The sequence below is a fragment of the Pseudanabaena sp. UWO311 genome (assembly GCF_006937785.1).
GTDB lineage: Bacteria > Cyanobacteriota > Cyanobacteriia > Pseudanabaenales > Pseudanabaenaceae > Pseudanabaena.
The window spans coordinates 74,933-88,713 of sequence record NZ_SJEE01000016.1; the positions used below are offsets into that span (position 1 = coordinate 74,933).

The following is a 13,781-nucleotide window of genomic DNA, read 5'->3' on the forward strand; positions in this document are numbered from 1 at the left end:
CTCCAAAATTATCTATAGATATATTTTAGCGAATCGGTTGATGTACTGTAACAAGCTTAGTTCCATCGGGGAAAGTTGCTTCTACTTGCACATCGTGGATCATTTCCGAAATGCCTTCCATCACATCATCGCGAGTAAGCAATGTCGCACCGTAAGACATTAACTCAGCGACAGTGCGACCTTCTCTTGCTCCTTCCATAATCTCGGCAGTAATAAAAGCGATCGCTTCAGGATAATTGAGCTTAAGTCCTTTAGCTTTTCGACGCTCGGCTAAAAGAGCAGCCGTAAAAATCAATAATTTATCTTTTTCTTGTGGCGTAAGCTGCATAGAAATTCCCAAATTCGCTGTATATATTTACTTATAAATTTAGTGATGCGAAACACCACTAAATACACCTACCAAACTCTTGGTACGCATATCGGTCTATTTTTATAGAATACACGCAAAAGCTGCCAAATTTCTTGAAACCATTTCCGCGCATCACTTGAAGAGTCACCACAATATCGACAGACTAGCCCTGCAAGTGATCGAGTTACTCCTGAGCTGCCCTGATAGTTTCCTTGTTCCCATATAGAACGAATATTGGTAATTATTTCTGTATCAATAGTTGCACCAACAAAAATAAAACTAGCCGCGATCGCATAGTTATTTAATCCATTAGGACTGCCTAACATCTCAATATTTCCCGTCAGATATTGCCGATCAATCCATAATGGACAACCGTCACGCCATACCTCAGTATGCGATCGCCAATTACCATCAATAAATTTTTCGCCCCTCGCAGTACGACCAAACCTAACGATTTCCCACATAGTACAAGTTGCATTTTGTCCAAGATCGATTCTTGTGGTTTGGCGATATTTTGATTCAGCAAAGGCGATCGTTTCTTGAGGGAACCATTCTAAACTCGCGCCTTCATCAATATGAATATGTATATTTTGCTGCGATTCTTCGCCATTGCTGCGGTAGATTTTACTGGCGGTCGCTGTAGTTAGCAGCGCTTGGGTATGAGGTTGGAGATGGATTTTTGCAGACAAGCGATCACCGCCAACTAAACCACCTGCCGTATGCAATAGGATGCAATGGCAAACTTCCTCACCTTCTGGATAAAGCGATCGCTGAATTTTCCAAGGAGCAACTGTATAACTTCGAGTCAGTAAAGTTTGCTGATCTCTTTTTGCAAACTCTAATTCTAATTCTCCCGCCCAAGCTGCGTTCATAGAATACTCAGATACTAATTTATTTGTTATTAGGAATTGAAGCACAAAGTAAGCCAATTCCTAGTGGTAAATCACCATCTATTGTGGAAGATTTTCATTACTTTTTCTTTTGGTTTTATTCTTGTCTATAAATAATTCAGGTAAAAGAAATCGCATCTAATTTGGTATAGGACATGACAGATTGCAAAGAAAAAGTAACGCAGTATGTCATTAAGAAGTTGAAATTTAGTTAGATTTTGAGTTGTGTACGTTGTTAATGTGCACAACTCTTCGTAGTAATCAACTTTTTATTGTTCTCATATTCTTTTACAGTTGCTAGAAAGATTTTATGCCAAAGACGCTGTTTAAAGTTGATCTCACTAAGCCCATGAGTGAGCAAGAACTACCTGGTCATAATCGGTGGCATCCAGATATTCCAGCTATAGCCTCTGTTAATCCAGGCGATACATTTAGGATCGAATGTAAAGATTGGACAGATGGTCAGATTAAGAATGACGACAGTTCTGACGACGTTCGCGATGTAGATCTATCGATTGTTCATGTCCTAAGTGGGCCAATTTGGGTAAATGGCGCAGAACCTGGTGATATCCTCGTTGTCGATATTGTTGACATTGGCGCTCTTCAAGGCGATGAGTGGGGATTTACAGGTATTTTCGATCAAAAAAATGGCGGTGGCTTTTTAACGGATCACTATCCAAATGCAGCGAAAGCAATTTGGGATTTGCAGGGGATTTACACCTCTTCGCGTCACATCCCTGGAGTTAAGTTTGCTGGAATTACTCACCCAGGTTTGATCGGTTGCGCACCATCTCATGAGCTGCTAGCTAAATGGAATAAGCGTGAGGCTGAGCTAATGGCGACTCAGCCAGATCGCCGCACTTACGGTGCTGGCATCAATATGGATGGAGTGCCTGTATTGGCTGCTCTACCAAATCCTCATAATGCAGTTTTAGGTACTTTACCTCAATCTGAATATGAGCGTGTTGCTGCCGAAGCTGCCCGCACCATCCCACCTCGTGAGCATGGCGGTAACTGCGATATTAAGAATCTGTCAAGAGGAACTCGCATTTACTTCCCTGTATATGTTGAAGGTGGAAAGCTTTCAATGGGAGATATTCACTTCTCTCAAGGCGATGGTGAAATCTCTTTCTGCGGCGCAATTGAGATGTCTGGATACCTTGATCTACATGTAGACATCATTAAAGGCGGTGTAGATAAGTATGCTATGGTGAATCCAATCTTCAAGCCAGGTCCCGTCGAGCCCCATTACTCAGAGTTCTTGGTATTTGAAGGCATTTCTGTAGATGAGTTTACTGGCAAGCAATATTTCATGGATGTCCATATTGCTTACCGTCAAGCTTGCTTAAATGCGATCGCCTATCTCATGAAGTTCGGTTACACAGGTGAACAAGCATATCTATTGCTGAGTTGTGCGCCTGTAGAAGGAAGAGTTAGCGGTATTGTAGATATTCCCAATGCCTGCTGTACTCTGGCAATTCCGACTGCAATTTTTGATAAAAACATTCTTCCAGTTTAATCAAATATGGCTCTCTATGAATTTCGATGTGAAGATTGTGATGTTTTTGAAGTGTGGCGACCGATGGCGGAATCCAGTGACCCTGCTTACTGCCCATCGTGCGAAAAACGCGGAAAACGCATCTTTTCACCACCAATGACTTTATCTAGAACGGTACGAATGAAAAAAGTGAGTGCGGAGCCAGAGCTTGTAAAGCGAGATCTGGAACCTAAAGCACCTAGAGTTCAGTATCATTCTGGAAGTCGTCCTTGGATGGTTGGTCACTAGATTGAATATTAGGAATTGATATCTTGTATTTACTCGTAAAGAGAATCTATATTGATATCAGAATTACATATCTTTTGGTGTGAGTTTTAAAATAGTTTAGGAGTGTTTCATCTGATGAAGAAGATCAATAGATCGAATGATGCTTTGAATGCGATAACCCGTCGCAGATTTATCCAGTACGGTTCTTTAGCTGCTGCTAGCAGTATTGTTGCAGCTTGTACCCCTACTACAACCACCCCAACTACAACTGGTGGTACAACCACTACAGCAGCCTCTCCTGCCGCAGATGGCAAAAAAGGAATCAAGGTTGGCGTAATGTACTCCACTACGGGTACGATCGCGATTGTAGAAAAATCATTACAGGATGCAACTTTCCTTGCGATCGATCAAATCAATGAAGGTACTGGTCCTTGGGCTGGCAAGAAGGGTATCGACGGACAAATGATTGAAAAGGTCGTCGTCAACCCTGACTCCAACTGGGATTTATACAATCAAATGTCCAAGCGTTTGATTGATGAAGACAAGGTTGTATGCGTTCTTGGTTGTTATACATCAGCTAGCCGCAAATCAGTTCTTCCAGTTTTTGAAGAAAAAGACAGCTTACTCTACTATCCTGTCTACTATGAAGGAAACGAATGTAGCTCGAACGTCATTTACACTGGTGCTGCACCCAACCAACAGATCACCGACTCCATCCCTTATTGCATCAAAAATTTTGGCAAGAAAGGATTCTTCATCGGTTCTGACTACATCTATCCTAAAGAAAGCAATCGGATCGCCAAGGCAGAGTTGGTCAATGGTGGCGGTGAAGTTGTCGGTGACGAATACGCTGCGCTCGGTACAACTGAGTTCATCACAATCATCAACAAGATCAAGCAAGCTAAGCCCAATTTCATCCTCAGCAATCTAGTTGGAGACAGTATTCCTGCTTTCTACAAGCAACTTAAGGATGCTGGGATCACTTCCAAGGATATTCCTATCATGGCATTTCCTACCACAGAAGAAGAAATCCAAGCGATGGGGCCTGAGTTTGCTGAAGGTCACTACAGTAGCTTCAACTATTTCCAGTCAGTTGACACTCCTGAGAACAAGGCATTTGTGGAACAGTTCAAAGCGAAGTTTGGCAAGGATCGCGTTACCAACGGAGTTATGGAAGCAGCTTATCTGCAAACCTTCTTCATGGCACAAGCGATGGAAAAAGTCGCTAAGGAAAAGAAAACCCTCAACACCGCTAGTCTGCGTGAAGCAACCAGAGGACAAGTATTCAAGGCTCCTCAAGGCACTGTGAAGGTCGATCCAGACAACTACCACACCTATCTATATTCCAGAATTGGCAAATGGAAAGCAGATGGTCAGGCTGAAATCGTATTTGCTACCAAGGCAGCTGTTAAACCAATTCCTTGGAGTCAAGCGCTGTACAAGGGTCGTATCTGCGTTCACAAGACCCCAGATGATCGCAGTAACCCCATCGTTGAGACGAAGAAGGATGTTCCTATTGAGTTCCTGAAGGAAACATAAATTGACTTCCGTCTAGTCAAATTACGTCTAGTCTAATTGCATTTAACAATCTGCTGCTTACTGCCTATAGCAACACAAAAAGATATGTGAGAGGTGCACCCAAAGAGGGTGAGCCTCTCACATATCTTAGAAAGATATAAATTGTTTTTCTATAGGACTGAAGTAAAGTTGTTAACTTAACCAGAATTAACCAAACACTGAATGATTCAACTAAGAAAGCCATGAACGTCTTGCCAATTAATGCATTATCTTCGTTAATACACTTAGCACAGGCAACTCCGGCAGCAAAGTCGTTCGACCCGATCGCAATTACCAATCAGCTCCTAAATGGTGTTGGTATTATCGGTATTCTTTTGTTGACAGGTTTAGGACTTTCAATAACGTTCGGAGTTATGCGAATAATCAACCTAGCACATGGTGAATTCATCATGCTAGGAGCATATACATCGTTTGTGTTGCAAAGTAATTTCAAAATGGATTTGTTATTGACAATCCCATTTTCTTTCTTGTTCACAGCTTTTATTGGTGCAATTGTTGAATTAACAATTGTTCGACGGCTATATGGACGAGCTGTTGAGACACTTTTAGCTACTTGGGGGTTAAGTATAGTTCTTCAAGGAGTAGTCAAACTTATTTTCACCGCTCAACTAAAGTACGTAAAAGCTCCTCCATATATTCGTGGCAACTGGACTCCGTTTGAAATCGGCGGACAAGCAATCGAGATATCATACTATCGATTGTTTATTATCTTCATGGCTCTATTGCTGCTGGGAATAACGGCTTTTCTGCTTTATGGAACAAAGCTTGGACGAGAAGTGCGTGCAGTCACCCAAAACCGAGACATGGCTAAGTGCTTGGGTGTAAATACTAGTCTCGTAGATATGATGACTTTTGCCTATGGATGCGGTTTAGCGGGAGTTGCAGGTACTGTTATTTCTTCACTAAAAAGCGTTGCACCGCCAATGGGTCAAGATTACCTAGTAGACGCTTGGATGACTGTTGTTACAGGTGGTGTCGATAAGTTGATTGGAGTTTTGGCAGGGGCAGTTTTGATTGGAGAATCGAATGCTGCGATCGCATACCTTATCAACGATCCCACAGCGAGAGTAATTGTATTGGCAGCCGTAATAGTATTGATTCGCTACCGTCCCGAAGGTCTATTTACAGTTCAGAAGCGAAGTTAAGCTATTTACATCTATTTTTTTGTCAATAAGAGCGAATTTAGTGGAGGTTTTATTATGGCAGAAGCAGTAGGTCGCATTCGACAGGCTAACTATGTTCCGAAGAGATGGCTAGTAACAAGTTTAGTCTTGTTGGTGATATTCGCAATTTTTCCTTTTGTTGCTGGTGAATTCCAGACCAACCTTATGGCAAAGTTGCTTTTGTTCGGGACTTTAGGTGTTTCTCTCGATCTAGTTTGGGGATTCACGGGTATTCTGAGCTTTGCCCATGGCGTATTTTTTACGTTAGGAGGATATGCGATGGCATATTACCTAAAGCTCAACCTATCTGCTACCGCTAACAATTATGGTGGCACACTTCCAGACTTTATGGTTTGGAATGGTTTGAAGGAACTGCCTTGGTTCATAGCTCCATTGCAGTTTTTTCCAGTTGCTGTCATTGCAATGGTCGTATTACCCGCAGGATTTGCCTATTTAATTGGCTCATTCATTTTTCGTTCTAAAGTTAGCGGTGTTTACATTACCGTTATCACTCTAGCCATATCGTCGGCTTTAACTACTTTCTTTGTTAGCCAACAAGCTTATACTGGTGGAACAAATGGTATCACTGACGTTTCAAAATTATCCCTATTTGGCTTAACTGTTCCGCCAATAGGAATATATTTTATAATTCTTGTCTTTGCTGCTTCTGTGATGGCTGGTAGTTGGTGGTTAACTCAATCAAACTTTGGATTGATTCTCCGTTCTATTAAAGAAAATGAGCAACGTATTTCCTACCTTGGATATGATGTTGCTAATTTTAAAATCTTTATTTGGACACTTTCGGCTGGAATTGCTGGAATTGCTGGGGGCTTGTTTGTTCCTCTAAATAAATTTATTTCACCAGTTTATCTTGGAGTTGCTTTTGGTACTCAGATCGTAATTTGGGTTGCTGTAGGTGGTAGAGGAACACTTTTTGGTCCAATTCTTGCTGCCATCTTACTTGGGCAGATCCAAAATTCAGTGGATCGAGTTACTCAAGATTGGCAGTTAATTGTCGGAGTGCTTTTGGTGATAGTTGTATTATTTCTTCCTGATGGATTAATTAGCCTATTACCTAAGAAGTTTCTTTCTAAAAAGTCTAATCAATTGACTAGGACTGAATAATTTTTAGAATGTAACAATACTATCTTTTGCTAATTACAACCTTTGCTAAGATTAGCAATAGTACAATAATATATTTCTTAACATTGATAGGTAACCTCATGGAAACAACTTCTGTAGTTGAGACCGATAAATTTATGTCTGAAACTAGCAACGTTTCTAGTTCTAGAAAATCTGTTTTGTCCGTTAAAGATCTTAAAGTAGTTTTTTCTGGATTCAAAGCATTAAAAGGTGTTGATTTAGAAGTTGGCGAAAATGAGATTGTTACGATAATTGGTCCAAATGGAGCTGGCAAGAGCACTTTGCTTGATGCGATCGTTGGTAAATCTCCAGTAGCTTCAGGGCATGTTTATTATCATGGCAAGGACATAACTAATCAAAGTCCTTATAAAGTTGCTCGAATGGGGATTGGGCGCAAGTTCCAAAACCCTAACGTTTACAATGACTTATCGGTATTTGACAATATTTTACTAGCCCTCAAAGGCACTCATGGTGTTTTTGCTTCGATCAAATCTAAACTTACAGCTGGAAAAAGAGACAAAATCATTTCTGTGCTTGATCGCGTTGGGCTTTTAGAAAAAGGCTACGATAAAGTCTCATCACTATCTCATGGACAGAAACAGTGGGTAGAGATTGGTATGGTAATTGCTCAAGATCCAACCTTGGTCTTGCTAGATGAACCAACTGCTGGTATGACTCCCGACGAAACTCATTTGACAGGAGAAATCATTAAAACGATTTCTCAAAATCACTCTGTTGTGGTAATCGAGCATGACATGGAATTTGTAAAGCAAATTGCTCAACGGATTGTGGTATTGCATCAAGGTGAAAAATTGACTGAAGGTTCAGTCAATGAAGTTCAATCAAATCCAAAAGTAATTGAGGTATATCTTGGACGCGAACAAATCGATGCTGCTTGAACTGACTGATGTTACAGTGTCCTACGGACAAACACCTGTGTTGTTCGGAGTGAACATGGCAATTAATCAGGGAGATATTGCTTGCTTGCTAGGGCGTAATGGGGTAGGGAAAACTACATTACTTCGTAGCGTTATTGGCTTGAACAAGGTGCTTTCTGGCAATATCGTTTTTGATGCTGATGAAATTACCAAAGTTCCGACCTACAAACGCGCGCGGTATGGTATCTCTTACATTCCTCAAGGTCGAGAAATCATTCCTTATTTATCAGTTTTAGATAACCTCAAACTTGGTATGTCGGCCGCCCAGAAGAAGTTGCGTAAAATTCCTGATGAGATTTTTGAGTTTTTCCCGATGCTAAAACAGCATCTCAGCCGCCAAGGTGGACTGTTGAGTGGAGGACAGCAACAGCAATTAGCGATCGCACGCGGGTTGATGAGCAATCCTAAAATGATGCTTTTAGATGAACCTACTGAAGGAATTCAGCCTTCAATTGTGCAGGAAATTGAGGACACTCTCAAACGAATTAACCGTGAGAAGGGTATTACACTAATTGTAGTAGAGCAGAAAGTTGACTTTGCAAAACAGCTTGCTCAAAAGTTCTTCATCATGGAAAAGGGTGCGGTTGTCGCAAATGGTGCAACATCTGATTTAAGCGATGATTTAGTGCATCAGTACCTCGCGATCTAAAATCATAGCGTATTCGCTGAAGGAAAAGCCAATAATTCGGTTAAATGTGTCACTAAGTCGCACTTTTTATCGGTTATTGGCTTTTTTATTTGCAAGTTGATACAGTCAAATACTAATTGGAAATGATATGACTCGAATTTTAGTTGGTGAAGTTGCCTCACTCTGGCGGTATCCAGTCAAGTCTATGCTGGGAGAGCAACTTGATGAAGTTGATGTTGTATCTAAAGGAATTTTAGGCGATCGTGCTTACGCTCTATGGGATCGTGAAACGGAGAGAATTGCAAGTGCCAAGAACCCAAAAAAATGGGCAAAATTACTAGAGTTTAAGGCTGAGTTTGTCTCTTCGCCAACATCCCCAACTTCAATGCCTGCCGTTAAATTTGTTTTACCCGACGGAAGTACAACTACCAGTGACAATATTGATATAAATACAACTCTTTCTCAAGCAATGGGAAGGAATGTGCAGCTACTCACTTCTGCTCCTGACGCACCAAGTTTAGATCAGTACTGGCCAGATATTGAAGGAGCGCTTAATCGGGAAGTCATTACTCAATTGTTTATGCCATCAGGAACTTTTTTTGATTCTTGCCCCATTCACGCGATTACAACAACTACATTAGCTCAATTAAAGAACATCTATCCTGAAGGAGCTTTTGAGCCTTGTCGTTTTCGTCCAAACATCTTAATTGAGCCAAAAGATTTAGAAGCCGCATTTATTGAAGATGGTTGGGTTAGCAGAAAGATGTTAATTGGCGATGAGGTAAGCCTAAGTATTGATACTTCATGTCCTCGATGCGTAGTGACAACCATTGCTCAGTTAGATCTTCCTACGGATTTAAATATTTTACGGACTACAACTAAACACAACAAGACGATCGCAGGTATTCGTACTTCAGTATTACAGCAAGGAGTAATTCGTTGTGGCGATCAAATTTGGTTAGAGTAGACCAAAAGACAAATGTAATGAATAAAGTGTTGTGCGGCAAAGCCGCACAACACTTTATTCATTAGACTTAATCGGAAATAAAACAGCCAAAATGCCATCAAACTCTTATGCAGTAAGCATTTTATCGATTTCTTGGGTGTTTCTGAAAACCTTGTGTAGTAAGGCTTTCACTTATTTCCGATTAAGTCTATTACATTCGTCCAATAATAAATTCTGTGATTGTTGTTAAGCCGATCTGAGTTTTGAGATTACTAAACACAAAAGGCTTGTTGCCTCTCATTTTTAATGCATCGCGTTCCATTACCTGCAAATCAGCACCAACATAGGGGGCAAGATCGATTTTATTAATTACCAATAAATCAGATTTAGTAATTCCAGGTCCCCCTTTGCGAGGGATTTTGTCGCCAGCAGCAACATCAATTACATATAGCGTTAAATCAACCAATTCTGGGCTAAAAGTAGAAGCAAGATTATCACCACCACTCTCTACAAACAGCAAATCTAAATCGGTAAAGCAAAGCTCTAACTGCTCGATCGCTGCCAAATTCATCGATGCATCTTCCCTAATCGCAGTATGAGGACAGCCACCAGTCTCTACACCCACTATGCGATCGCGCGATAGAGCTTCACTGCGGACTAAAAATTGAGCATCTTCTTGAGTGTAGATATCATTGGTGACAACGGCAATTTGGAAATGCGATCGCATAGATTTGCAAAGAGAATCAACGAGGGCAGTTTTTCCAGAACCAACGGGGCCAGCAACTCCGACACGAAATGGTGACATTGGGATTTATCCTGCTTATATATGAGGTAAAGTGGTGATGACGCAAAGCGTCGTTTCTACTTTACTGTAATTTTAGCTAATGCACATTGTTACAAAGCGTTTATCGACATCAGGTGTATCGACAGAAGTAAAAAAATTAGTCGATCAGAAATCCCTCTTAACACTTGCGCTCATTGCTGAAGATAGAACCCGTAGTCGTCATCGATTTATGACTGTTGAAGGAGAAGAGATTAGTTTACAGCTTCAAAGAGGAACCGTCCTCAGAGAAGGCGATATTCTTGCTGATGCTCAAGATCAGGCGATCGCAATTGTTGTGGCTAAGCCTGAGCCAGTAGTCACCGTCACTGCTAAACATCCTCTTGAATTTTTGAGAGCCGCCTATCATTTGGGTAATCGCCATATTTCTTTGGAAATTACAGAAACCTATTTACGCTTAACTCCAGACTCAGTTCTAGAAGATATGGTTTTACAGATGGGACTGACCGTAACTCACGAAACTCAACCTTTTCAACCAGAATCTGGCGCTTACCATCATCATCATGATCATTAATCCCGATTCTTGGCAATTATTGCGATTGCTCCAACTCACCAGTCCCGCTTTACCAGTTGGTGCTTACAGCTATTCCGAAGGAATTGAATATCTTTGTAGTAATGGCATTATTCAAACTGATTCAGATCTTTGCGACTGGTTAAAAAGAGAGATGAGTTTTGGATTTGTTACTAACGAAGCAGCGATCGCACTTCGCGCTCATCAGGCGATGATATCTAACGATATCACTGCGTTAAACTATTGGAATAATTGGCTATCAGCCACCAGAGAGTCGGAAGAAGTACGCCTTGCCAGTTGGCAAATGGGACAGTCCTTAATGAAGCTATGGTGGCAACTTCCAGATAGTCAAAATGATCAATTAGCTATCTGTAAATCAATCAACGAGCTTTTACCGACTGCCAAAGCTAATGCTCAAGGTAAAGGTTGTAACTATGCGATCGCCTTTGGAATTGTAGCGGCAAGCCTAGGAATTGATGTTAGTAATACAACTGTTGGTTATATTTATAGTTGGTTATCCAATTTAGTTAGTGCAGCTGTAAGGTCTGTTCCATTTGGACAAACGACTGGTCAACAGGTTATCTTCAATCTCAGTTCTGATATTCTAAGCAGTTCTCAATTAGCATTAAGCCGATTAGATGACGAATTGGAGTGGTGTGGTTGGGGAGCAAGTTTAGCTTGTGCTAACCACGAAACTCAATATTCACGATTATTTCGTAGCTAAAATATAGTCAAACGCACATCTGGGTAACGATCTTGCTTCGCAAGATCGTTATACCAAAACACAACATGGTATAGCCATGTTGCGTTTTTAAAACCCTTATAGGGTTTGTTTTTTAATTCACAGAAATGTAGCCACACTTTCGTGAATTGGTACTACCCAGATGTGCTTTTGATCTGATGACAATTTTTTAAGACTGTTATTTTGCAAAATTAAAAATAAAATTATGATGACTTATTGAGATATTGTCGCCTTAAGTTTGGCAATTTCTTAAAGCTGTTCTAAAATTGCTTAAGCCAACAGATCAGAAAAGCATGGAAACTGAAAAACCACAACTAGTTACTAATGAACAGCTTTTCTTGGCTAAAGTTGAACGCTTAGAGCAAGAAATAGAATCATTGCGAGCGCAGAATATCAGCTTAAGAAAGAATTTAGACACAAAAATCACTCAAGGAGAACAACTATCGCAAGTTAATCATCGTCTGCAAACTGAAATTCTCGATCGCCAACAGACCGAGACGGCTCTTAGACTACTTTTAGAGAGACTGTCAAGCGAAAAGAATGATCTAGAGATCATTCTTGACACCACTACTTCTCACAGTGACACCATCGAAGCATTGCTCTATGATCGCGCTTTATCGCTTGCCCGCGAAGTCACCATTGACGGACTGACCCAAATCGCTAACCGTAGAGCCTTTGATCAGAGGTTAGAAGGAGAATGGCAACGCCTAGCTAGAGAGCATTTGCCACTTTCATTGTTACTCTGCGACGTAGATTTTTTTAAGCGCTATAACGATCGCTATGGACATCCTGTTGGCGATGACTGTTTACGGACGGTAGCAAAGACAATAGAGTCTTGTATACGTCGCCCTGCCGATCTAGTGGCTCGTTATGGTGGTGAGGAGTTTGCGGTGATTTTGCCAAATACTCTAAGAGAAGGAGCCACTTTTATCGCTGAAGAAATTTGCCTTGCTATTGCTAATCTACAAATTCCACACGAAGCCTCTTTTGTCAAAGATTGTGTTTCTGTCAGCATTGGTATATCCACAACTATGCCTCAGAAGAACGTACATCACAGAAGCCTCATTGAATCTGCTGACAAGGGCTTATATCTAGCCAAAAATCAAGGTCGCGATCGAGCAGTATATAGCAGTAACTAAAACCCAATATTATTGTTGCGCGGTAAAGCTGCGCAACAATAATATTGGGTTTTAGTTGGTATTATTTCGTGGCGATCGCATTTTCGATCTTTACCTCATTTACACAATTTTTACCCTGCTCAAATTCTGTAATATTTGAGAGCGTAGTATCAGCGATATTTGCCAAAGCTTGGCTGGTAAAAAAAGCCTGATGCCCCGTAACAATAACATTGGGAAAGGTTAATAACCGCTGAAATGTGTCATCTTGAATAACTTCATTGGACAAGTCTTCAAAAAACAAATCCGCTTCTTGCTCATATACATCTATACCGAGATAGCCGATCGCACCAGATTTCAGACCATCGATCGCCGCCTGAGTATCAATTAATGCGCCGCGACTAGTATTAATTAACATCATCCCAGTTTTCATTTGAGCGATCGCATCGGCATTAATCAAATAATGCGTATCGGGGGTAAGTGGACAATGGAGCGAAATAATATCTGACTGAGCGAAGAGTTCGGGCATTGATAAATATTCCATTCCCATTGCTAAGCAAACAGTGTTTTGATAAGCATCATAGCCGATTAATTTACAGCCAAATCCATGCATAATCTGGGCAAAAATTGCACCAATTCGACCAGTGCCAATCACGCCTACCGTTGCCCCATGCAAATCAAAGCCAAGTAATCCTTCAATAGAGAAGTTACCTTCTCTAACACGGTTATAGGCTCGATGAACTTTACGATTGAGCGATAAAATTAAGGCGATCGCATGTTCAGCAACAGCATAGGGGGAATAGGCGGGAACACGCACGATCGTTATTCCCAAACGAGATGCCGCAACTAAGTCAACATGGTTAAATCCAGCCGACCTGAGAGCAATTAATTTTGTGCCGCCCTGAGCTAACTTCTCCAACATGTCTGCATTAAGGTAGTCATTAATAAAAATGCAGATAGAAGGAAACCCTATGGCGAGGGAAACAGTCTCATGGCTAAGATGGCATTCAAAAAAAACTATTTCATGTTGATGTTGCTCATTAGCAACATTAAACGGTTGACGATCATAGGGCTTGGTATTGAAAAAGGCAATTTTCATAAATAATATGATAGGAATTTTTGCTACAAATAAGAAAGGCTCGCTAAGCGAGCCTTTCTTATTTGCGATTTAG

The 13,781-nt window shown here is 40.9% G+C and carries 15 protein-coding genes; 11 read left to right on the top strand and 4 right to left on the bottom strand.

All coding sequences use genetic code 11. The features are described from left to right. Positions 1-25: 25 nt before the first annotated feature. On the bottom strand, positions 26-328 hold the full coding sequence (gene ureA, locus PseudUWO311_RS13715; RefSeq protein ID WP_103670766.1) for an urease subunit gamma: 303 nt from the start codon (positions 326-328) through the stop codon (positions 26-28). A 68-nt stretch (positions 329-396) separates the two neighbouring features. After that, positions 397-1,221, bottom strand: coding sequence for an urease accessory protein UreD (locus PseudUWO311_RS13720; RefSeq protein ID WP_142655795.1), 825 nt, complete (start codon positions 1,219-1,221; stop codon positions 397-399). A gap of 328 nt (positions 1,222-1,549) precedes the next feature. Here PseudUWO311_RS13720 and fmdA point away from each other — a divergent pair, with 328 nt between their 5' ends. From fmdA to PseudUWO311_RS13760, 8 genes are all read left to right on the top strand, one after another. Beyond that, entirely contained in the window at positions 1,550-2,758 is a 1,209-nt protein-coding gene (fmdA, locus tag PseudUWO311_RS13725) for a formamidase (protein WP_142655796.1), read from the top strand. Between the two features lie 6 nt (positions 2,759-2,764). Next, positions 2,765-3,025 carry an FmdB family zinc ribbon protein gene (locus PseudUWO311_RS13730; RefSeq protein WP_142655797.1) on the top strand — a complete coding sequence of 87 codons (261 nt, stop codon included), beginning with the start codon at positions 2,765-2,767 and terminating at the stop codon, positions 3,023-3,025. 114 nt (positions 3,026-3,139) lie between these two features. Next, positions 3,140-4,543, top strand: a complete 1,404-nt coding sequence (locus tag PseudUWO311_RS13735; RefSeq protein WP_142655798.1) for an ABC transporter substrate-binding protein — start codon at positions 3,140-3,142, stop codon at positions 4,541-4,543. Between the two features lie 221 nt (positions 4,544-4,764). Beyond that, positions 4,765-5,727, top strand: a complete 963-nt coding sequence (urtB, locus tag PseudUWO311_RS13740) for an urea ABC transporter permease subunit UrtB (protein ID WP_142655799.1) — start codon at positions 4,765-4,767, stop codon at positions 5,725-5,727. A 54-nt stretch (positions 5,728-5,781) separates the two neighbouring features. Next, positions 5,782-6,870 carry an urea ABC transporter permease subunit UrtC gene (gene urtC / locus PseudUWO311_RS13745; RefSeq protein WP_142655800.1) on the top strand — a complete coding sequence of 363 codons (1,089 nt, stop codon included), beginning with the start codon at positions 5,782-5,784 and terminating at the stop codon, positions 6,868-6,870. Between the two features lie 134 nt (positions 6,871-7,004). Beyond that, positions 7,005-7,787, top strand: coding sequence for an urea ABC transporter ATP-binding protein UrtD (gene urtD, locus PseudUWO311_RS13750; RefSeq protein WP_142655852.1), 783 nt, complete (start codon positions 7,005-7,007; stop codon positions 7,785-7,787). Then, on the top strand, positions 7,777-8,475 hold the full coding sequence (gene urtE / locus PseudUWO311_RS13755; RefSeq protein ID WP_142655801.1) for an urea ABC transporter ATP-binding subunit UrtE: 699 nt from the start codon (positions 7,777-7,779) through the stop codon (positions 8,473-8,475). The genes urtD and urtE overlap by 11 nt, the downstream gene beginning before the upstream one ends. A 127-nt stretch (positions 8,476-8,602) precedes the next feature. Next, a complete protein-coding gene (locus PseudUWO311_RS13760; RefSeq protein ID WP_142655802.1) occupies positions 8,603-9,421 on the top strand; it encodes an MOSC domain-containing protein in 819 nt (272 codons plus the stop codon). A gap of 190 nt (positions 9,422-9,611) precedes the next feature. On the opposite strand, the gene ureG is transcribed toward PseudUWO311_RS13760, so the two are convergent. Then, a complete protein-coding gene (gene ureG, locus PseudUWO311_RS13765; protein WP_142655803.1) occupies positions 9,612-10,205 on the bottom strand; it encodes an urease accessory protein UreG in 594 nt (197 codons plus the stop codon). Positions 10,206-10,284: 79 nt separating this feature from the next. Between ureG and ureE the strand changes: the two genes are divergently transcribed. The 3 genes from ureE (at position 10,285) to PseudUWO311_RS13780 (ending at position 12,633) form a co-directional block, all read left to right on the top strand. Then, positions 10,285-10,755 carry an urease accessory protein UreE gene (ureE, locus tag PseudUWO311_RS13770; RefSeq protein WP_142655804.1) on the top strand — a complete coding sequence of 157 codons (471 nt, stop codon included), beginning with the start codon at positions 10,285-10,287 and terminating at the stop codon, positions 10,753-10,755. Then, positions 10,745-11,476, top strand: coding sequence for an urease accessory protein UreF (locus PseudUWO311_RS13775; RefSeq protein ID WP_142655806.1), 732 nt, complete (start codon positions 10,745-10,747; stop codon positions 11,474-11,476). The genes ureE and PseudUWO311_RS13775 overlap by 11 nt, the downstream gene beginning before the upstream one ends. A gap of 311 nt (positions 11,477-11,787) precedes the next feature. Beyond that, complete coding sequence (locus PseudUWO311_RS13780) at positions 11,788-12,633, top strand: diguanylate cyclase (protein ID WP_142655808.1); 846 nt, start codon at positions 11,788-11,790, stop codon at positions 12,631-12,633. A gap of 61 nt (positions 12,634-12,694) precedes the next feature. On the opposite strand, the gene PseudUWO311_RS13785 is transcribed toward PseudUWO311_RS13780, so the two are convergent. Further along, entirely contained in the window at positions 12,695-13,708 is a 1,014-nt protein-coding gene (locus PseudUWO311_RS13785) for a 2-hydroxyacid dehydrogenase (RefSeq protein WP_142655810.1), read from the bottom strand. Positions 13,709-13,781 lie beyond the last annotated feature (73 nt).

Bases quoted from the DNA above. Each gene is read 5' to 3' on its own strand.
- PseudUWO311_RS13730 (WP_142655797.1), top strand. From the start codon at position 2,765: ATGGCTCTCTATGAATTTCGATGTGAAGATTGTGATGTTTTTGAAGTG.
- PseudUWO311_RS13735 (WP_142655798.1), top strand. From the start codon at position 3,140: ATGAAGAAGATCAATAGATCGAATGATGCTTTGAATGCGATAACCCGT.
- ureG (WP_142655803.1), bottom strand. From the start codon at position 10,205: ATGTCACCATTTCGTGTCGGAGTTGCTGGCCCCGTTGGTTCTGGAAAA.
- PseudUWO311_RS13780 (WP_142655808.1), top strand. From the start codon at position 11,788: ATGGAAACTGAAAAACCACAACTAGTTACTAATGAACAGCTTTTCTTG.
- PseudUWO311_RS13775 (WP_142655806.1), top strand. From the start codon at position 10,745: ATGATCATTAATCCCGATTCTTGGCAATTATTGCGATTGCTCCAACTC.
- PseudUWO311_RS13720 (WP_142655795.1), bottom strand. From the start codon at position 1,221: ATGAACGCAGCTTGGGCGGGAGAATTAGAATTAGAGTTTGCAAAAAGA.
- urtD (WP_142655852.1), top strand. From the start codon at position 7,005: ATGTCTGAAACTAGCAACGTTTCTAGTTCTAGAAAATCTGTTTTGTCC.
- ureA (WP_103670766.1), bottom strand. From the start codon at position 328: ATGCAGCTTACGCCACAAGAAAAAGATAAATTATTGATTTTTACGGCT.
- fmdA (WP_142655796.1), top strand. From the start codon at position 1,550: ATGCCAAAGACGCTGTTTAAAGTTGATCTCACTAAGCCCATGAGTGAG.
- PseudUWO311_RS13760 (WP_142655802.1), top strand. From the start codon at position 8,603: ATGACTCGAATTTTAGTTGGTGAAGTTGCCTCACTCTGGCGGTATCCA.
- ureE (WP_142655804.1), top strand. From the start codon at position 10,285: ATGCACATTGTTACAAAGCGTTTATCGACATCAGGTGTATCGACAGAA.
- urtB (WP_142655799.1), top strand. From the start codon at position 4,765: ATGAACGTCTTGCCAATTAATGCATTATCTTCGTTAATACACTTAGCA.
- PseudUWO311_RS13785 (WP_142655810.1), bottom strand. From the start codon at position 13,708: ATGAAAATTGCCTTTTTCAATACCAAGCCCTATGATCGTCAACCGTTT.
- urtE (WP_142655801.1), top strand. From the start codon at position 7,777: ATGCTGCTTGAACTGACTGATGTTACAGTGTCCTACGGACAAACACCT.
- urtC (WP_142655800.1), top strand. From the start codon at position 5,782: ATGGCAGAAGCAGTAGGTCGCATTCGACAGGCTAACTATGTTCCGAAG.